Genomic DNA, 18,128 nt, shown 5'->3' with positions numbered 1-18,128 from the left:
CTGACCTTCCGTCAGAATGGAACGTGTTCTAGCCTGCCGCGCATGGGCATCGGAATCACGCAAGAGCAACGGGAGCTGGCCGACGCCGTGCGCGGCCGGCTCGCGCGGGCCGTGCCGGCCGAAGAAGTGCGCAAGCTGCTCGACACCCCGCCGCAGACCGGGGCGCGGCCCGCGTACTGGGACGACCTGGCCGACTCGGGGCTGCTGTTCCCGCACCTGGAGGGCGGGACGCTGCTCGACCTCGCCGTCGTCGTGGAGGAGGCCGCCCGGGCGACGCTGCCCGGGGCGTACCTGCCGAGCGCGCTGGCCTCCGTACTCCTGGCGCGGGCCGGGGCCGAGCCGCTCGGCGGGCGGGTGGGGGCCGTCGCGCTCGGGCCCGGGACCATGACCGCCGTCCCCGCCGGAGGGGGCGGCTACCTGTTGGACGGTCTCGCCCCGCCCGTGCTCTGCGCCGGGGAGGCGGAGCTGGTGCTGCTCGCCGCCGAGGCCGAGCCGGGGACGCTCTGGTTCGCCGTCGACGCCACCGCCCTGGAGGTCCGTACCCACGACAGCGCCGACCCGACCCGGCCCACCGCCGAGGTGCGGGCGCGGGCGGTCGCCGTACCGGCCGGGCGGCTGCTGGAGCTGGACTCCGCGCAGGTGCGGGACGCGGCCTGCGCGCTGTTCGCCGCCGACGCCTGCGGGACCGCCGCCTGGGCGGTGCACACCGCCGCCGAGTACGCGAAGGTGCGCGAGCAGTTCGGCCGGCCCATCGGGCGGTTCCAGGGCGTCAAGCACCTGTGCGCCGACATGCTGGTACGGCTGGAACAGGCGCGCGCACTGGCCTGGGACGCCGCCCAGGTGCTGGACGAACCGGACGGGGTGCGCTCGCTGGTGACCGCCCTCGCGGCCGCGACCGCCCTGGACACCGCCTACTCCTGCGCCAAGGACTGCATCCAGGTGCTCGGCGGGATCGGCTTCACCTGGGAGCACGACGCGCACGTTCACCTGCGCCGGGCGATCGTGGCCCGTCAGCTGCTCGGCCCCGGCGACGCGCACCGCATACGGGCCGTGGAGTACGCGGCGGCCGGCGCGCGGCGGGAGCTGCGCCTGGAACTCCCCGCGGAGGCGGAGACGTACCGCACGAAGGCCCGCGGCGCGATCCAGGGTGCGAGGGGCCTCGACCCGACCACCGCCCGCAGGGTCCTTGCGCCGACCGGCTACGCGGCCCCGTACCTGCCGCCGCCGTACGGGCTGGGCGCCGGGCCCGTCGAACAGCTGGTGGTGCAGCAGGAACTGGCGGCGGCCGGGGTCAAGCTCGCCGATCTCGGGATCGCCACCTGGGTCGTGCCCTCGCTGCTCGCCTACGGGACTCCTCGGCAGAAGGAGACGTACCTGATGCCGACCCTGCGCGGGGACGTCACCTGGTGCCAGCTCTTCTCGGAGCCGGGCGCGGGCTCCGACCTGGCCTCGCTGCGCACCAAGGCGGAGCCGGCGGCGGAGGGGGGCGGCTGGACCGTCAACGGACAGAAAGTGTGGACGAGTTCCGCGCACAGCGCCGACTTCGGCATCCTCCTCGCCCGGACCGACCCGGCGGCGCCCAAGCACAAGGGCCTCGGCTACTTCGTGGTCGACATGCGCACGCCCGGCATCGACATCCGGCCGCTGAAAGAGATCACCGGGGAGGCGCTCTTCAACGAGGTCTACTTCGACGACGTCGCGTTGCCCGCCGACGCGCTGGTCGGGGCGGCCGACGAGGGCTGGAAGGTGGCCCGCAACACCCTCGGCAACGAGCGCGTGCACATGGCCGACCAGATGACCTTCGACACCGGACTCGAAACGCTGATCGCGGCCTGCGCCGCCGGACCGGACGGCACGTACCGGGCGCGCCTCGGCGCGCTGGCCGCCGAGGCGCACGCGCTGGCCTGCATCGGTCTGCGGACCACGCTGCGGCAGGTGTCGGGGCTGGAGCCGGGGGCGGGTGCCTCCGTACGCAAACTCGTCCAGACCCCGCACCAGCAGCGGTTGGCGGAACTGGCGCTGGAACTGCTGGGTCCGGCGGGCGCGGTACGGGAGGGGGCGGGGGAGCGGGCGGTGCACGGGATGCTCATGTCCCGCTGCCTGACCATCGCCGGGGGCACCACGCAGGTCCAGCTGAACGTCGTCGCCGAGCGGATCCTCGGCCTTCCCAGGGACTGAATCGAGGAGTGGCAGGGATGAAGTCGTACATCGTGGGCGTCGGCATGACGAAGTTCGAGAAGCCGGAGTCGCGGGACTGGCAGTACTGGGACATGGCGAAGGAGACGGGGAGCGCGGCGCTGGCGGACGCGGGGATCGGGTACGAGCTGGTGGAGCAGGTGCCGGTGGGGTACTGCTTCCAGCCGTCGACGGCCGGGCAGCGGGCGGTGTACGAGCTGGGGCTGAGCGGGGTGCCGGTCTACAACGTGAACAACAACTGCGCGACCGGCTCGACGGCGTTGATGATGGCGCGGCAGTTCGTGGAGGGCGGCCTGAGCGACTGCGTGCTGGCGCTGGGCTTCGAGAAGATGAAGAAGGGCGCCCTGGGCGGCGGCGCGGACGGCGGTGACTTCAAGGTCTCGCCGGTCGCCCGGCACTACGGGATCATGGCCGCCGGGCACGGCTTCGAGATGTCTCCGCCGACCGCGCAGATCTTCGGGAACGCGGCGCGCGAGCACATGGAGCGGTACGGGACGACGGCCGCGCAGCTGGCGGCGGTGGCGGCGAAGAACCACCGGCATTCGGCGAACAACCCGAACGCGCAGTTCCGGGACGTGTACGAGGTCGAGGAGATCCTCGCGGCGAAGACCATCCACGATCCGCTGACGAAGTTGCAGTGCTCGCCGACCTCGGACGGGGCCGCGGCGGCGGTGGTGGTGTCGGAGCGGTTCTTGGTCGCGCACGGGCTGCACGACAAGGCGGTGGAGATCGTGGCGCAGGCGATGACGACGGACACGCAGGCGTCGTTCGCGTCGGGCTCCTGCATCGACGTGGTCGGCAAGCCGATGTCGGCGGCGGCCGGGCGGGCGGTGTTCGAGGCGTCGGGGCTGGGCGTGGAGGACGTGGACGTGATCGAGCTGCACGACTGCTTCTCCATCAACGAGTTGCTGACGTACGAGGCGCTCGGGATGTGCGGGGAGGGCGGAGCGGGGGAGCTGGTGGAGAGCGGCGCCACGACGTACGGGGGACGGTGGGTGGTGAACCCGTCCGGGGGTCTGATCTCCAAGGGGCACCCGCTGGGGGCGACGGGGCTGGCGCAGGCGGCGGAGCTGGTGTGGCAGCTGCGGGGCGAGGCGGGCGGGCGGCAGGTTCCGGGGGCGGGGGTGGGGCTCGCGCACAACATCGGGCTGGGCGGGGCGGCGGTGGTGACGCTGCTCCGGCGGTAGCGGAAGCCGTCCTTCTTGTTTGTCACGGTCCCGCCACAAGGGTTTCTTGAATATGTTCAAAACCTGATGGGCCGTGCCTACCCTGTCCGCATCGCCGCCCCCGCGTTCCCGTGATCGGGGCGGCCGACAGGGGAGGAACCTGATGTCCGACAACGCCGACCAGCCCTCGCCGGGCGTGGCCGGGCCGCCCCCGGCCGCGCCCGGGCAGCCCGGGCACGATCCCGTGGCCTGGCACGGCTGGCTGATGCACCAGCAGGAGCTGCGCAGGCGGCAGGCCCACGCCGATGCGGTGGCGAAGGCGGCCGCCTCGATGGGCGGGCGCGTCCGCGGCGCCGAGGCCGCGCCGATCCGTACCGCCGCGCTGGTGGCGGTGCTCGCCGCTGGTCTGGCCACCGCGGTCTTCCTCGGGGACGGCATGGGCCCCGGCCTGCTGATCGCGGCGCTGCCGGCGATGGTGGCCGCCTACGTCTCGGCCCGCGCGGCCGGCCGCACCGCCCGCCCCTGGACGGTGCTGTGGGCCCTCGGGTGCGTGGCGCTGCTCGGGATCCCTGCTCTGCGCGACTCGGCCTGGCCCTCGACGCTGGCGATCCTGGCGGCCGTCCTGCTGGCCGGGCTGGCCCTGCACGGGAGCCGGCGGTGGCCCGGGGTGCTGCTGAGCCCGCTCGGATTCCTGAGCACCGCCGTCAGCGGGGTCGGCTGGGCCTGGGCGGGAGTACGGGCGCGGGGCGGGCGGGGCCGTGAGCGCTGGCTGCCCGTCGCCAAGGCGAGCGTGGTGGCGGTCGGGCTGCTGCTGGTGTTCGGGGCGCTGTTCGCCTCCGCCGATGCGGCGTTCGCCGATCTGCTGGGGGGTCTGGCTCCTGATGTCTCCTTGGGAGAGGGGCCGTTGCGGATCCTGCTCTTCGGGTTCGGCGCGGTCCTCGCGCTGGCCGGTGCCCGTACGGCTGCGGCCCCGCACCGCTGGGACCGCTTCGAGGTGGCCCCGGGCAAGGCGCGGTCGCGGGTGGAGTGGGGGCTGCCGCTGATCGTGCTGAACCTGCTGTTCGCGGGGTTCATCGCGGTGCAGCTGGCGGTGCTGTTCGGCGGCTACGACAAGGTGCTGGAGAGCACCGGGCTCACGTACGCGGAGTACGCGCGGCAGGGGTTCTGGCAGCTGCTGTGGGCCACCGTGTTCGTCCTCGGCGTGATCGCGCTCGCCCTGCGGTGGGCGCCGCGGGGTGCGGCCGGCGACCGGCGCTTCGTGCGGGTGGTGCTGGGGGTGCTGTGCCTGCTGACGCTGGTCGTGGTGGCCTCCGCCGTGCGGCGGATGGACCTGTACGTCGACGCGTACGGGCTGACGAGGCTGCGGCTGTCGGTGGTCGTGGTGGAGCTGTGGCTCGGGTTGGTGATCGTGCTGCTGATGGCGGCCGGGGTGACGGGGGGCCGGTGGCTGGCCCGAGGGGTGGTGGGGAGCGCGGCGGTGACGGTGCTGGCGTTCGGGCTGGTGTCCCCGGACGGGGTGATCGCCGGGAGCAACGTGGCGCGGTACCAGAGGGAAGGCAAGATCGACCTGGCTTACGCGCGTGAACTGTCGGCGGATGCGGCGCCCGCGCTGGACCGGTTGCCGGAGCCGCAGCGGTCGTGTGCGCTGATCGGGATCCGGGACGAGTTGCGGGACGCGGGGGGTGCGCCGTGGTACGCGACGAGCCTTGGGGAGTACCGGGCCCGGGGGGTCCTGCGGGAGCGGCCGGTGACGGTGTCACTGGGCGAGTGCCGGACGCTCGGCGCGGACGGCATCCGCCGATCCGCCCCCACCACCGGCTGACCCCGGGGGGCCCGGCGCAGCCGGGTTGCTTTGGCGGCCGTCCGGCGGCTCGGTGCGGCGCCGTTGCGCAAGCGGCCCCGGCTGCGCCGGGCTTCGCGGGGCTCCGCCCCGCACCCCGCGCCTCAAACGCCGGCGAGGCTGGATGTGCCGCCCCGGCCGGATCGGGGCCCGCACCGCGCGCCTCGAACGTCGGTGGGGCTGGATGTGCCGCCCCGGCCGGATTGGGGCCCCGGGCCCCGCGCCTCGAACGCCGGTGGGGCTGGATGTGCCGCCCCGGCCGGATCGGGGCCCGTCCCGAGAACGTCCGGCGGTGTTGGGGGCGGGTGTTATGGGACGTCGAGGGTCGGGTCCGTGACCCGTTCGCCGCGGGAGGCGGCGTGGAGGGAGTGGGAGAGGTCCCGGATCGGGGCGTCGCGGAGGATGAGGCCCGACGCGCCCGCCGCGAGGGCGGCCTCGCGCAGGCCCGGGCGGGCAGAGCCGGCCATCAGCAGGATCGCGCACTCCGGGGCTTCCTCCCGGACCTCCCGGATCCCCTCCACCGACTCCACCAGCGCCACCGCCGGCCGGCCCATCGGTGAGGCCACCACCTCGATGTCCCGCTCCAGGCCCAGTCGGACCGCCAGCGCCGGGTTCGCGGGCCACAGCAGCACCCGCAGGGGCCGACCGGTTTCGTCCATCCCGCCAGCGTAGGGTTCCGGCCCCCGCGCGCCGGGAAACCATGCCGCGCACAGCTCATCTGACGTTGGGTCAGCAGTCTTCACAACTGCTGGGGGGTGCGTTATACATGGCCTCACCGGCCGCCTAGAACGCGTTCTACCCGTGGCGGCCCGCAGACGACCTCGGTGCGGCCGACGGTGCGGACGACCGCGCCGAGGTCTTCCACTCACGGAGCACTCACGCAGCAAGGAGCAGCATCCGAATGCCGATCGATGCCGCCAAGGCCCTCGCCGCCGAACCCCGCCGCGGGGACATCGCCTGGGACCACAAGGACATCCAGCTCTACCACCTCGGCGTCGGCGCCGGCCGGCCCGCCACCGACCCCGACGAGCTGCGCTACACCCTGGAGTCCAAGCTCCACGTACTGCCCAGCTTCGCGACCGTCGCCGGCGCCGGCATGGCCATGATGGGCGGCCTGGCCGCTCCCGGGATCGACGTCAACCTCGCCAACGTCCTGCACGGCGGCCAGTCCATCGAGCTGCACCGGCCGATCCCCGTCAAGGGCAGCGCCACCTCCTCCGCCAAGGTCGCCGCGCTCTACGACAAGGGCAAGGCCGCCGTGATCGTGCTGCGCACCGAGGTCGAGGACGCCGACGGGCCGCTGTGGACCTCCGACGCGCAGATCTTCGTACGCGGCGAAGGCGGGTTCGGCGGGGACCGCGGGCCCTCCGTCAAGGCCGAGCTGCCCGAGCGGGCGCCCCACCGCACCGTGGAACGGCACATCCGCGAGGACCAGGCGCTGCTCTACCGGCTCTCCGGCGACTGGAACCCGCTGCACGCCGACCCGGAGTTCGCCAAGCTCGCCGGCTTCGACCGGCCGATCCTGCACGGCCTGTGCTCGTACGGGATGACCCTCAAGGCCGTCGTCGACACCGCCCTGGCGGGGGACGTGTCCCGGGTCCGCGCCTACCGCACGCGCTTCGCCGGGATCGTCTTCCCGGGCGAGACGCTGCGCATCCGGATGTGGGAGGAGCCCGGCCTGGTGCGGGTGGCGGTCAGCGCCGCAGAACGGGACGACGCGCCGGTCCTCGCCGACACCGTCGTGGAACACGCGTAAGCCCTCTGACGAACGAACCGAAGGAGCCGCACCGTGCGCGCAGCGCTACAGAGCGAGATCGGCCAGGACAAGCTGGAGGTCGTCGAGGACATGGAGGCCGTGGGCTTCGGCCCCGGCAAGGTCAAGATCCGCATCAAGGCGACCGGCCTGTGCCACTCCGACCTGTCCGCGATGAGCGGCGTACTGCCGCAGCCCGCCCCCTTCATCCCCGGCCACGAGGGCTCGGGCGACGTCGTCGACGTCGGCGACGGGGTGACCACCCACAAGACCGGCGACCGGGTCCTCGTCTGCTGGCTGCCGCCGTGCGGACACTGCCCCGCCTGCAAGCGCGGTCAGGGCCACCTGTGCCTGGAGTCCTTCTCGAACGTGGCCACCCCCAACTTCCGCCGGGCGGGCAGCGACATCTTCGGCTTCGCCGGCACCGGCACCTTCGCCGAGGAGATGGTGGTCCCCGCCGCGTGCGCCGTGCCGATACCCGACGACCTGCCCTACGACATCGCCGCCCTGATCGGCTGCGGCGTGACCACCGGGCTCGGCGCGGCCATCAACACGGCGAAGGTGCAGGCCGGTTCCTCGGTCGCGGTCATCGGCTGCGGCGGCGTCGGCATCTCCGTCATCCAGGGCGCCAAGGTGCAGGGCGCGGCGCAGGTCGTGGCCGTCGACCCGGTCGCCTCGCGCCGGGAGGCGGCGCTGCGCTTCGGGGCCACGGAGGCGGTCGCGCCCGACGCCTTCGGCGACGCGAAGAACCGGATCACGGCCGGGGAGGGCTTCGACTACGTCTTCGAGGTGGTCGGCAAGTCCGCGACGACGCAGACCGCGTACGAGATGACCCGGCGCGGCGGTTCCGTCGTGGTGGTCGGCGCGGGAGCGCTGGACGACAACTACTCGATCAACATGTTCTCGCTGTTCTTCGACGAGAAGAAGATCCTGCCCTCGATGTACGGGGGCGGTGACGTGCTCCGCTCCTACGAGCGCACCATCGCGCTGTGGCGGGCCGGCCGGGTGGACCTGGCGAGCCTGATCACGCACCGGGTGCGGCTCGGGGAGATCAACGACGCCCTCGACCAGATGCGTACGGGCGTGGCCCTGCGCACCTGCATCGAACTCTGAACCCGTGAACCCGTGAACCCGACGAGAGGAACCCGGTAGATGTCACTGCCACATGAGCGGCCGCTCGAGGGGCTCAGCGCCATCGTCACCGGCGCGGGCCGCGGACTCGGCCGGGCCGAGGCGATCGAGCTGGCGCGGCTCGGGGCGAGCGTGGTCGTCAACGACTTCGGGCAGCCCGGCCGCGACGGTTCCGGGCAGGCGTCGGCGGCCCCGGCGCAGGAGGTGGCCGACGAGATCCGGGCCGCGGGCGGCCGGGCGGTGGCGCACCTGGGTGACGTGGCCGACTTCGCCCAGGCGCGCGAGCTGGTGGAACTGGCCGTCACCGGCTTCGGTAAGCTCGACATCCTGGTCAACAACGCGGGCATCCTGCGCGACCGGATGGTCTTCTCCATGTCGGAGGACGAGTGGGACTCGGTGATACGGGTCCACCTCAAGGGCCACTTCAACACCACCCACTTCGCCTCAGCGCACTGGCGGGAGCGGTCGAAGGCCGCGGGCGGCCCGGTCTACGGCCGGATCGTCAACACCTCCTCCGAGGCGTTCCTCGGCGGCAGCGCCGGCCAGCCCAACTACGCGGCGGCCAAGGGCGGCATCGTGGGCCTGACCACTTCGACCGCCCTGGCCCTGGCCAAGTACGGGGTCACCGCCAACGCGATCTGCCCGCGCGCCCGCACCCGGATGACCGAGGACGTGTTCGCGGGCTTCCAGGAACCGGAGGAGGGCAAGCTGGACGCCCTCGCCCCCGAGCACGTCTCCCCGCTGGTCGGCTACCTGGCCTCACCGGCCGCCGCGAAGGCCAACGGGCAGCTGTTCGTGGTCCACGGCGGGATCGTGGCGGTGATGGAACGCCCCAAGGTCGCCGCGAAGTTCGACACCTCCAAGGAGGTGTTCACCTTCGAGGAACTCGACGGGCTCCTCACCCCCCACTACGACTCCCGTCCGCCGAACGAGACCTTCGCCGCGGCGGAGGTCCTGGGCCTCAAGCACGGCTAGCGCCCGCGGGGGCCGGTGTCATCGCGGAGCGGCAGGGCCTGACCGGGTGCCCGGCCGAGGCCGCTCATACGGAGCCGGGTCCCGGACCGGAGTCGGAGCCGGGGCAGGGCCGGGCAGAGCCGGGGCAGGGGAACGGGGCCGCCCCCGGGGCCGGGGGTGTGGCCCGCTGCGCCGGTTGTGGCGGCCCGCTGCCCGTACCCGGGCGCCGGGGGAGCGGGCGGGGGACCGGGTGGCCGGTCGGCCCGCCCGGTATTGCTCGCCCCCTTGCCGTTCCCGCGCCTACCGGGCCCGGGTGAAGCACCGGTCCGCGCGCCCCGAAGACGCGCCGCCCCGGCCTGAGCGCCGTCACGAAAAGCGCGGGCGCGTCACGAAACGCTCCGCCTCAGTTCAGCGGGGCCTGCTGGAGCGGGACCGGGCGCGGGGCCACGGGCGCAGCGAGCCGGACCGGGGGCGGCGGCGGGACCGGCTGAGCCAGGGTGACGACCCCGCACGGCACCTCCGGCGTGGCGTACGGCAGGCGCAGCACCCCCTGCGGCGTCCACAGCCCGGCACCCAGCCAGCCCGCCGGGGCGGAGATCCGGAAGACGTGCCGGTCGGCCGGGCGCCACAGCGCGATGCCCTCGGGCACCCGCAGCGCGACCCCGCAGCTCTCCGGCATCAGCGCCTGCCCCGGCTGCACCGCGAACGGCACCGCGTCCGCCGCCCGCAGGCACTCCGGGAAGCGGACCGGGCGCTCACTGCCCAGCACCCCCCAGCCCAGGCGCGGCTCGCCCGGCGCGTCGGAGCGGATCAGCAGCAGCCCGCTGTCCGGCTCGGCCAGCAGGAGCCGGTCGTCGCTGTGGTCCGCGATCTGCAACAGCGGGGTCACCTCGCCGCCACGGGCCAGGTCCACGACCACCGCCTTGGTGCGGCCCTCCAGCTCCCGGTCCAGCGCCAGCAGCCGGCCCGTCCGGTCCAGCCAGACGCCGCCCGAGCAGCGGCCCGGGACGACGGCGGCCGGCCGGGGCCCGCCGGGGACCCCGGCCACCTGCCACAGCACCGTCTCCTCGGCCCCGACCGCCAGGGCGAAGGCGCCGTGCCCGTCCGGGGACGGCGGCAGCAGGAAGACCCGTACGTCCTGCGAACCCGGCCCGATCGCACCCAGCGGCAGCTCCCCGGTGCGCGGCCCCGCCCCCGCGCCGCCCGTCGGGTACAGCAGCGCGAAGGCGTGCCGGTCCGCGACCCGGCGGTGGATCAGGACCCGCCCGTCGGCCAGCGGCAGCACCTCGCTGTCCGCCTCCTCCGGTTGCGCGAGCGGCAGCGGCACCGCGTACGGCTCGGGGCCGGCCAGCGTCCAGCGCTCCGGGTACCGCGCCTGGCCCTCTCCGGCCAGCCGCGCGGCGTACGCCCCGTCCGCCGCGATCGTGAACGCGGCGGCCGTCGTCATCTCGATGGCACAGACAGTCATCCGTGCGTCACCTCCGGTGAGGAAGCTAGTTTTCGCACTTCCCGCCGGACAACACCACCTCACCCGCTTCACACATACGGGTGGCCGCCCGGCGGTTCGGATATGACGCGGGGGGTGGTTGTGCTGTGCGGTGCCGAGGTCCCCCGGCACCGCCACCGAGGGCCGCCACGGACGGTAGCCTTGGCCCGTGCCCCGTCTCAGCGAAGTCATCGCCGCCCTCGACGCTCTCTGGCCCCCCGCGCGGGCCGAGCAGTGGGATGCCGTCGGCACCGTCTGCGGTGAGCCCGACGCCGAAGTCACCCGGGTCCTGTTCGCGGTCGACCCCGTACTGGAGATCGTCGACGAAGCCGTGCGGCTCGGCGCCGACCTCGTCGTCACCCACCACCCCCTCTACCTGCGCGGCACCACCACCGTCGAGGCGGGCACCTTCAAGGGCCGCGTCGTGCACACGCTGATCAAGAACGACATCGCGCTGCACGTCGCCCACACCAACGCAGACACCGCCAACCCCGGCGTCTCCGACGCCCTCGCCGGCGCCCTGGACCTGCGGGTCACCGGCCCCCTCGTGCCCGACCCGACCGACCCCGCGGGCCGCCGCGGCCTCGGCCGGATCTGCGAACTCGACCACCCCGAAACCCTGAGCGCCTTCGCCGCCCGCGCCGCCGCCCGCCTGCCGCACACCGCGCAGGGCATCCGCGCCGCCGGCGACCCGGACGCGCTGATCCGCACCGTCGCCGTCAGCGGCGGCTCCGGCGACAGCCTGTTCGCGCAGGTCCGCGCCGCCGGCGTGGACGCCTTCCTCACCGCCGACCTGCGCCACCACCCCGCGTCCGAGGCCCGCGAGCAGAGCCCGCTCGCGCTCATCGACGCCGCGCACTGGGCCACCGAGTGGCCCTGGTGCGAGCAGGCCGCCGCGCAGCTCGACGCGATCTCCGAGCGCCACGGCTGGGGTCTGCGTACCCACGTCTCGCGCACGGTCACCGACCCGTGGACGGCGCACGCGCCGTCCGTCACCTCCCCCAACAACCCTGGAGCCCCCAACTGAACGCCGAGCCCGCCGACCAGATCCGACTTCTCGACGTCCAGGCCCTGGACGTGCGGCTGTCTCAGCTCGCCCACAAGCGCAAGTCGCTGCCCGAGCACGCCGAGGTCGACTCCCTGACCAAGGACCTCACCCAGCAGCGGGACCTGCTCGTCGCCGCCCAGACCCAGGCCAGCGACGCCGCCCGGGAGCAGACCAAGGCCGAGCAGGACGTCGACCAGGTCCGCCAGCGCGCGGCCCGCGACCAGGCGCGACTGGACTCCGGCGCGGGCATCTCGGCCCGGGACCTGGCGAACCTGCAGAGCGAGGTCGTCTCCCTCGCCAAGCGGCAGGGTGACCTGGAGGACGTGGTCCTGGAGGTCATGGAACGCCTGGAGGCCGCGCAGCAGCGCGTCACCGAGCTGACCGGGCGGGTCGCCGGCCTGGAGGCCGAGCTCGCCGACGCCACCGCGCGCCGCGACGCCGCCACCGCCGAAATCGACGCCGAGGCCGCGGGCATCGCCAAGGACCGCGAGGTCATCGTCGCTTCGATGCCGCAGGCGCTGATGGCCCTGTACGAGAAGATCCGCGTCAAGCAGGGCGGCGTCGGCGCCGCGCGCCTGTACCAGCGCCGCTGCGAGGGCTGCCGTCTGGAACTCGACATGGCCGAGGTCAACGAGATCAAGGCCGCCGCCCGTGACCAGGTCGTGCGTCACGACAACTGCGGCCGCATCCTGGTCCGTACGGCGGACTCGGGCATCTGATGCCGCGGTTCGTGGTGGAGGCGGACGGCGGGTCCCGGGGCAACCCGGGGCCCGCGGGCTACGGCGCGGTGGTCCTCGACCCGGCCACGGGCGAGACGCTGGCCGAGCGCGCCGAGTACATCGGCGTCGCCACGAACAACGTGGCCGAGTACAAGGGGCTCATCGCCGGGCTGAAAGCCGCCCGCGAACTGGCCCCCGACGCGGTGGTCCTCGTACGCATGGACTCCAAGCTCGTCGTCGAGCAGATGTCGGGCCGCTGGAAGATCAAGCACCCCGACATGAAGCCGCTGGCCACCGAGGCGGCGACGATCCTGCCGCGCGCGCAGGTGACGTACGAGTGGATCCCGCGCGAGCGCAACAAGCACGCGGACCGGCTCGCCAACGAGGCCATGGACGCGGGCAAGCGCGGCCGGCAGTGGGAGCCGTCGGCCTCCTCCGCGGACCTGGACACCTCGGCGGCGCGGGCCCTCGCGACCCCGCCGCCCGCGGGCCCTCCCGGCGACGCCACGGCCGGGGCGGCCGCGGTCCGCGCGGCCCTCGCCGCCTCTTCCGGTACGTCGGCACCCGCCGCGGGGGCCGAGCAGGCGGCGGACACCCTGTTCGCGGAGCCCGGCCCGGCCACGGCGGCGCCGAAGTCCGGATGGGGTCCCGACCTGGGTACCCCGGCCACCTTCGTGCTGCTGCGCCACGGCGAGACGGCGCTGACGCCGCAGAAGCGCTTCTCCGGCAGCGGCGGCACCGACCCGGAGCTGTCCGAGGCCGGCCGCCGCCAGGCCGCCGCGGTGGCCGGGGCGCTGGCCGCACGGGGCACCGTGGAGGCCGTCGTCAGCTCCCCGCTGCGGCGCTGCCGGGAGACCGCGCAGACCGTCGCGGACCGGCTCGGACTGCCGGTCGTCGTCGAAGAGGGCCTGCGCGAAACGGACTTCGGCGCGTGGGAGGGCCTGACCTTCGCCGAGGTCGGGGAGCGCTTCCCGGACGACCTCAAGGCGTGGCTGGACTCCCCGAGGGCGGCCCCCTCGGGCGGCGGCGAGAGCTTCACCGCCGTCACCCGCCGGGTCTCCGCCGCCCGCGACCGCCTGCTGAACGCGTACGCGGGCCGCACGGTGCTGCTGGTCACGCACGTGACCCCGGTCAAGACGCTGGTCCGCCTCGCACTCGGCGCGCCCCCGGAGTCCCTGTTCAAGATGGAACTGTCGGCCGCCTCCCTGTCGGCGGTGGCCTACTACGCCGACGGCAACGCCTCGGTCCGCCTCCTGAACGACACCTCGCACCTGCGCTAGCGCCCACGCACCAGAGCCCCCGCCACATCGTGGCGGGGGCTCCGGGCTGCGTACGGAGTGACAGACGAGCCGGCCTGTACGCCGGGTTCTGTCGCCCGGAGACCTCGCGGTCGCCGGGGAGACGGCCATCCATCTAGGACCGGCGTTGCCGCCGGCCTCGTGCGGTCTACCCGCGGACTCGGGCGGGCAGCCCTCGATCGTCCGCGCAGGGCCGTCCGAGAACGACCCCTCTTGACCTTGCTCCGGGTGGGGTTTACCTAGCCGCCTGAGTCACCTCAGGCGCTGGTGGTCTCTTACACCACCGTTTCACCCTTACCGGGGGCCAAGGCCCCCGGCGGTCTGTTTTCTGTGGCACTGTCCCGCGGGTCACCCCGGGTGGGCGTTACCCACCACCCTGCCCTGTGGAGCCCGGACGTTCCTCGGCGGGATCCAAGGACCCCGACGCGGCCGCCCGGCCGACTCGTCTGTCGTGCCGACCATGCTACCGGCTGCACCGTCACGGCTTGACCTTGCCGCAGCGGCAGGGTTTCTACTGGGCGCCATGCGGATCGGAGAAATCGCCGCCTTGGCGGGAGTCACGACCAGGGCCGTACGCCACTACCACCACATCGGCCTGCTCCCCGAGCCGGCGAGGCTGGCCAACCACTACCGGGCGTACACCGTGCGGGACGCCGTCCTGCTGGCCCGCGTACGACGGCTGACCGAGCTCGGGCTGAGCCTGGACGAGGTGCGGGACGTCCTCGCCGACGACGCGGGGCGCGAGCTCGCCGAGATCCTCGCGGAGCTCGACGCCGACCTGGCCGGGCAACAGGCCGAACTGGCCGAACGCAGGCGGCGGCTCGCGGAGCTGTCCGACGGGGACCTCCCGCCCGCGCTCGCCGGGCTGTTCGCCGAGGCACCGCCGACGGCCTCGCCCAGCGCCGCGCTCGACCGGGAGCACCTGACGCTGCTCGACGCGACCGGCGCCGGGAGCCAGGAGCTGTACGCCGCGCTGGCCCCCCTGGCCGCCGACCCGGCCGTTCTCGCCCTGTACGAGCGGCTGGACGCGCTGGCCGACGCCCCGGCCGATGACCCCCGCATCCCGGCGCTCGCCGCCGACATGGTGGCGGCCGTCCCCGACGAGGCGTTCGCGGCCATCCCGCCCGGCACGGGCCCGGACCTGCCCGGGTTCAAGGAGGCCCTGCTCGCCGAGTACGCCCCCGCACAGGCGGAGGTCGTACGCCGGGTCATGGCCGCCTTCGTGGAACGGGGCCCGGTATGAAGGGCGCACGGGTCGCGCGGCGGCTGGTGGGCAACGAACTGCGGGCGGCCGCCTCGCTCGGGCGGTGGGCGCTGCGCAGACCGCCGCAGGGGGTCGGCGGGGGCGACGTCGCCGCCGGGTACACCGGACCCCAGACGGCCATGCTGTACGGGCTGCTGTTCGTGGCCCTGGTCGAGACGGTCGCGCTGGAACTCCTCATCCCCTGGACCGTCGTGGACGCGGTGATGCTGGTCCTCGACGTGTACGGGGTCCTGGCGGTGCTCGCCCTGCACGCCGCCTGCGTGCAGCGGCCGCACGTCGTCCGCGCCGACGGGTCGCTGCGGATCCGCTACGGGGTCCTGTTCGGCCTGACCGTCCCGCCGGACGCGGTGGCCTCCGCCCGGGTGGAGCGCCGCCATCCGCAGGGGCGGCTCGTCACGGTGTCCGAGGACGGGGTGCTCGACCTGGTCGTCGGCGGTCAGACCACGGTGACCCTGGAGCTGGCCCGGCCGCTGGACTTCGTCCGGCCGCTCGGCGCCCCCGCGCGGGCCCGTACGGTCCGCTTCCACCCGACGACCCCCGCGCGGTGGTCGCGGCCCTGCGGCGCGCACCCGGCGCCGCCTAGGCCGGGGCGAAGAGGATCTTGGACGTGCCCGGGTCGGCCCGGGTGAGGCGGACACGGATGCGTTCGCCGAGGGGGAGGGCGGCCGCGGGGGACTCGATGCGGCCGACCACCGCCGGGTCCTCCAGGTGGACCGTGCCGACCTGCGGTTCGTGTTCCTTGACGTCGATCACCGTCGCCTCGAAGGTGTCGCCGACCCGGTCCTTGAGCAGGGCGGCCTCGACCAGGTCCACGCACTCCCGCTCCGCCGTGTTCGCCAGCCGGGTGCCCTCTGCCATCTCGTGCGGCAGTGCCGGGAGGGCGGAGACGGCCCACTCCGGTGGTTCGGTCCCGGCGGACGCCGCAACGCACAGCTCGCCGGCGTACCGGTCGACCAGCCGGCGCAGCGGCGCGGTGCAGTGCGCGTAGGGGGCGGCCACCGCGGCGTGCAGCAGTGGATCGGGGGTCTCGCCGGGGGTGAAGGCCGTGTACCCGGCGCCGCGCAGCAACGTCGTGCACTCCTGGAGGAAGGCGGCGTGCGCGGGCAGGCGCGGGTCGAGGGAGCGGACGAGTTCCGCGTACGGGACGTGGTGGGGCCAGTCGATCCGCAGGGCCTTCGCCGCGCGCCGCAGCCGGCCGACCGCGCCGTCCGGGGCGCTGGGGAGGGTGCGCAGGACCCCGGTCCCGGCGGCGAGCATCAGGTCCGCGGCGGCCATCCCCGTCATCAGCGACATCTGGGCGTTCCAGGCGTCCGCCGGGAGCGGTGCCCGGTAGGCGAGGGAGTACGAGCCGTCCTGCTCCACGATCTCCTGCTCGGGCACGTTCAGGGAGATGCCGCCGCGCTCCACCTCCAGGGACTCGCGGAGCGTCCCGATGACCTTGAGCAGCGCGAGCGCCTCGTCCGCCGTGCCGGAGTCGATGGCCTTCTGGACGGTGGCGTAGTCGAGTTTCGCCCGGCTGCGCACCAGGGCCCGGCGCACCTCGGCGTGCTCCACCCGGCCGTCGGCATCCAGGTCGAACCGCCACACGAGCGCGGGGCAGGTCCGGTCGGGCAGCAGGCTGGCCACGCCTTCCGAGAGCACCGGCGGGTGCAGCGGGACCTTCCCGTCGGGGAAGTAGAGGGTGGTGACCCGGCGGTGGGCTTCGGTGTCGAGGGCGCCGCCGGGGGTGACGAAGGCGGCGACGTCGGCGATCGCGTAGTGCACCCGGTAGCCGCCGGAGGGACGCTTCGCCAGGTGCATGGCCTGGTCGAGGTCGACGGAGCCGGGCGGGTCGATGGTGAAGAAGGGGATGCCGGTCTCGTCGGCCGAGGGGAGACGGGGGTGCGCGGCGGCCCGTTCGGCCTCGGCGAGCACGGCGGCGGGGAACTGCGCCGGCACGGCCAGCCTCGTCCGCAGTTCGCGTAGCGCGGCCCGCAGAGCAGCCCCGTCCGCGCCGGTCATGTGCAGGTGACGGCGTGGCATGGACCGAGCCTATGGGGGGCGGGCCCGGAATGCCCGTCGAGTCCCGGCGGGTGGACGCGTCGGGCAGGCTGCGCCGCGCCGTCTACGCTGGGCGCCGGGGGCCGCACCCCCTGCGCCGTGCCGTACCGAAGGAGAACCACCGTGCTCGTGCTGCTGCCGCCCTCCGAGGGAAAGGCCGCCGGGGGCTCCGGCGCACCGCTGGACCCCGGTTCGCTGTCCTTGCCCGGGCTGGCCGGGGCGCGGGCGGCCGTCCTCGACGAGCTGGTCGAACTGTGCGCGGCCGACGAGACGAAGGCGCGCGAGGTGCTGGGCCTGAGCGAGGGCCTGCGGGGCGAGGTCGCCAAGAACGCGGAGCTGCGGTCGGCGCCCGCGCGGCCCGCCGGGGAGCTCTACACGGGGGTGCTGTACGACGCCCTCGGCCTGGCCGGCCTTCCGGAGGCGGCGCGGGCGCTGGCCGAGCGGTCGCTGCTGGTGTTCTCCGGGCTGTGGGGCGCGGTGCGGACGACGGACCGGATCCCCTCCTACCGGTGCTCGATGGGCGTCAGGCTGCCGGGGCTCGGGGCGCTGGGGGCGTACTGGCGGGGGCCGATGGCGGAGGTCATGCCGGAGGCGGCGGGGGAGGGCCTCGTGCTGGACCTGCGCTCTTCCGCGTACGCGTCGGCCTGGAAGCCGAAGGGGGAGGTCGTGGGGCGGACGGCGACCGTGCGGGTGCTGCACTCCCAGCTGGTCGACGGGGTGGAGAAGCGGTCGGTGGTCAGCCACTTCAACAAGGCGACGAAGGGCCGGCTGGTACGGGACCTGCTGCTGGCGGGCGGTGTTCCGGACAGCCCTGCGGAGCTGGTGGAGGCGTTGCGGGAGCTGGGCTACGTGGTGGAGCCACAGCAGCCGGCCAAGCCGGCGAAGCCCTGGTCGCTGGACGTCGTGGTCACCCGGATCCACTGACTCACCGTCACCGACGTAGCCCCCCGGCGGGTCCTGGGAGCCCCGACGCGGGCCTCCGTCCCGGCCCCGGCGGGTCCTGGGAGCCCGACGCGGGCCTCCGTCCCGGCCCCGGCGCGGGACCCGAGCGCGCCCCGGCGGGGGTTTCGGCCCGGGCGGCCGCCGGGCGCGGCGCAGGCACTGAGCCCCATCCGGCGTGGGCTCCGGTCCGTCCCGGCCCTGGCGCGGGCCTCTCGGTGGGGGTTCCGCGCCCGACCCCGACGGCGCTCCGAGCGGCCCGGCCCGGCCCCGGGTGCGGTGCGGGCTCCGCGC

Annotated in this window: 15 protein-coding genes and 1 other RNA gene; 12 read left to right on the top strand and 4 right to left on the bottom strand. The window is 74.5% G+C overall.

All coding sequences use genetic code 11. The annotated features are described in order from the left end of the window. Positions 1-42: 42 nt before the first annotated feature. The 3 genes from IE207_RS02340 to IE207_RS02330 all read left to right on the top strand — a co-directional run bounded on the left by IE207_RS02340 (position 43) and on the right by IE207_RS02330 (position 5,184). Positions 43-2,178 carry an acyl-CoA dehydrogenase family protein gene (locus tag IE207_RS02340; protein WP_190182291.1) on the top strand — a complete coding sequence of 712 codons (2,136 nt, stop codon included), beginning with the start codon at positions 43-45 and terminating at the stop codon, positions 2,176-2,178. 17 nt (positions 2,179-2,195) lie between these two features. Then, entirely contained in the window at positions 2,196-3,383 is a 1,188-nt protein-coding gene (locus IE207_RS02335; RefSeq protein WP_190182290.1) for a lipid-transfer protein, read from the top strand. Positions 3,384-3,525: 142 nt separating this feature from the next. After that, the gene (locus IE207_RS02330; RefSeq protein ID WP_190182289.1) at positions 3,526-5,184 is read left to right on the top strand and encodes a DUF4153 domain-containing protein; all 1,659 of its coding nucleotides are present in this window, start codon (positions 3,526-3,528) and stop codon (positions 5,182-5,184) included. A 326-nt stretch (positions 5,185-5,510) separates the two neighbouring features. On the opposite strand, the gene IE207_RS02325 is transcribed toward IE207_RS02330, so the two are convergent. After that, positions 5,511-5,861 (bottom strand): response regulator, encoded by a 351-nt coding sequence (locus IE207_RS02325; RefSeq protein ID WP_229873249.1) that lies wholly within the window; start codon positions 5,859-5,861, stop codon positions 5,511-5,513. A gap of 242 nt (positions 5,862-6,103) precedes the next feature. Here IE207_RS02325 and chsH3 point away from each other — a divergent pair, with 242 nt between their 5' ends. Genes chsH3 through IE207_RS02310 form a run of 3 tightly spaced genes read left to right on the top strand, consistent with a single transcriptional unit; the run spans position 6,104 to position 9,061 of the window. Next, positions 6,104-6,958 (top strand): enoyl-CoA hydratase ChsH3, encoded by an 855-nt coding sequence (chsH3, locus tag IE207_RS02320; protein ID WP_190182287.1) that lies wholly within the window; start codon positions 6,104-6,106, stop codon positions 6,956-6,958. A gap of 33 nt (positions 6,959-6,991) precedes the next feature. After that, the gene (locus IE207_RS02315; protein WP_190182286.1) at positions 6,992-8,068 is read left to right on the top strand and encodes an alcohol dehydrogenase catalytic domain-containing protein; all 1,077 of its coding nucleotides are present in this window, start codon (positions 6,992-6,994) and stop codon (positions 8,066-8,068) included. Positions 8,069-8,107: 39 nt separating this feature from the next. Next, positions 8,108-9,061 carry a 3-oxoacyl-ACP reductase gene (locus IE207_RS02310; protein WP_190182285.1) on the top strand — a complete coding sequence of 318 codons (954 nt, stop codon included), beginning with the start codon at positions 8,108-8,110 and terminating at the stop codon, positions 9,059-9,061. Positions 9,062-9,443: 382 nt separating this feature from the next. Here the strand turns inward: IE207_RS02310 and IE207_RS02305 are convergent, their stop codons facing one another. Then, a complete protein-coding gene (locus IE207_RS02305; RefSeq protein WP_229873248.1) occupies positions 9,444-10,508 on the bottom strand; it encodes a hypothetical protein in 1,065 nt (354 codons plus the stop codon). Positions 10,509-10,695: 187 nt separating this feature from the next. Here IE207_RS02305 and IE207_RS02300 point away from each other — a divergent pair, with 187 nt between their 5' ends. Genes IE207_RS02300 through IE207_RS02290 form a run of 3 tightly spaced genes read left to right on the top strand, consistent with a single transcriptional unit; the run spans position 10,696 to position 13,573 of the window. Next, positions 10,696-11,553: a Nif3-like dinuclear metal center hexameric protein gene (locus IE207_RS02300; RefSeq protein WP_190182284.1), complete on the top strand. Its 858-nt coding sequence runs from the start codon at positions 10,696-10,698 to the stop codon at positions 11,551-11,553. Continuing rightward, a complete protein-coding gene (locus IE207_RS02295) occupies positions 11,550-12,293 on the top strand; it encodes a zinc ribbon domain-containing protein (RefSeq protein ID WP_190182746.1) in 744 nt (247 codons plus the stop codon). Before IE207_RS02300 ends, IE207_RS02295 begins: the two co-directional genes overlap by 4 nt. After that, a complete protein-coding gene (locus IE207_RS02290; protein WP_190182283.1) occupies positions 12,293-13,573 on the top strand; it encodes a bifunctional RNase H/acid phosphatase in 1,281 nt (426 codons plus the stop codon). The genes IE207_RS02295 and IE207_RS02290 overlap by 1 nt, the downstream gene beginning before the upstream one ends. Positions 13,574-13,634: 61 nt before the next feature. On the opposite strand, the gene rnpB is transcribed toward IE207_RS02290, so the two are convergent. Next, an RNA gene (rnpB, locus tag IE207_RS02285) (RNase P RNA component class A) lies at positions 13,635-14,036 on the bottom strand. 78 nt (positions 14,037-14,114) lie between these two features. On the opposite strand from rnpB, the gene IE207_RS02280 reads away from it, so the two are divergent. Further along, on the top strand, positions 14,115-14,834 hold the full coding sequence (locus tag IE207_RS02280; protein ID WP_190182282.1) for a MerR family transcriptional regulator: 720 nt from the start codon (positions 14,115-14,117) through the stop codon (positions 14,832-14,834). Further along, positions 14,831-15,484, top strand: a complete 654-nt coding sequence (locus tag IE207_RS02275) for a hypothetical protein (protein ID WP_373304653.1) — start codon at positions 14,831-14,833, stop codon at positions 15,482-15,484. The genes IE207_RS02280 and IE207_RS02275 overlap by 4 nt, the downstream gene beginning before the upstream one ends. On the opposite strand, the gene IE207_RS02270 is transcribed toward IE207_RS02275, so the two are convergent. Beyond that, entirely contained in the window at positions 15,435-16,877 is a 1,443-nt protein-coding gene (locus IE207_RS02270) for an RNB domain-containing ribonuclease (RefSeq protein ID WP_190182281.1), read from the bottom strand. The genes IE207_RS02275 and IE207_RS02270 overlap by 50 nt on opposite strands. Positions 16,878-17,018: 141 nt before the next feature. Between IE207_RS02270 and yaaA the strand changes: the two genes are divergently transcribed. Next, positions 17,019-17,819 (top strand): peroxide stress protein YaaA, encoded by an 801-nt coding sequence (yaaA, locus tag IE207_RS02265; RefSeq protein WP_190182280.1) that lies wholly within the window; start codon positions 17,019-17,021, stop codon positions 17,817-17,819. Positions 17,820-18,128 lie beyond the last annotated feature (309 nt).

Origin of the sequence: Streptomyces cirratus (assembly GCF_014650775.1) — a bacterium.
Classification (GTDB): Bacteria; Actinomycetota; Actinomycetes; order Streptomycetales; family Streptomycetaceae; genus Streptomyces; species Streptomyces cirratus.
Note: the sequence above shows the minus strand (reverse complement) of the source record. Positions and strands in the feature narration are given on the sequence as shown.